The organism is Vibrio sp. bablab_jr001, assembly GCF_016464285.1.
GTDB classification, from domain to species: Bacteria; Pseudomonadota; Gammaproteobacteria; order Enterobacterales; family Vibrionaceae; genus Vibrio; species Vibrio fluvialis.
In genome coordinates this window covers 1-460 of the sequence record NZ_JACDWZ010000052.1, presented here as the reverse complement: position 1 = coordinate 460, position 460 = coordinate 1, and the positions used below count along the sequence as shown (strand labels likewise).

Sequence of the window (460 nt, the reverse complement as noted above, 5' to 3'; positions counted from 1 at the left end):
GCCTAACCTGGATGAGAGCGAGCTGCGTCTGGTGGCCGATGGCCTCATCAACGCCATTCAGGTGGTCAACCCTGACCCGACCGGCATGGCCGCGGCGGATGCGTCACTGGGCGTGGTGCACAACAAAGAGAGCAAAACCTCAACCGAGATGCTCTCACTGCTGGATAACGCGGTGGCCACGTCCAAAGCCAATCCGGAGCTGAAGTACGGCTTTGTCACCAGTGCCACCCATCAGGTGGTGATGGGCAAACAACAATGGAAAGCGCTGGTTGAAGAAGCGATTCATCACGACTGGGTCACCTTCCGCTTCCAGGCCGCCAACCACAGCGACGGCCAGACGTTCCACCGTGAAGTGTTCTCGGCGATTGAAAAAGACAACGTGCGCTACAGCGCCAACCAATACCTGTTTGCCTTAGAGCAGCTGCACGCCAGCCACCTGTTTGACCAGTACGTGTTGCAG

General features: G+C 58.0%; 1 pseudogene. It reads left to right on the top strand.

The window, feature by feature from the left end:
* Positions 1 to 460, top strand: a pseudogene (locus JIG40_RS10140) (diguanylate cyclase); the annotation flags it as partial.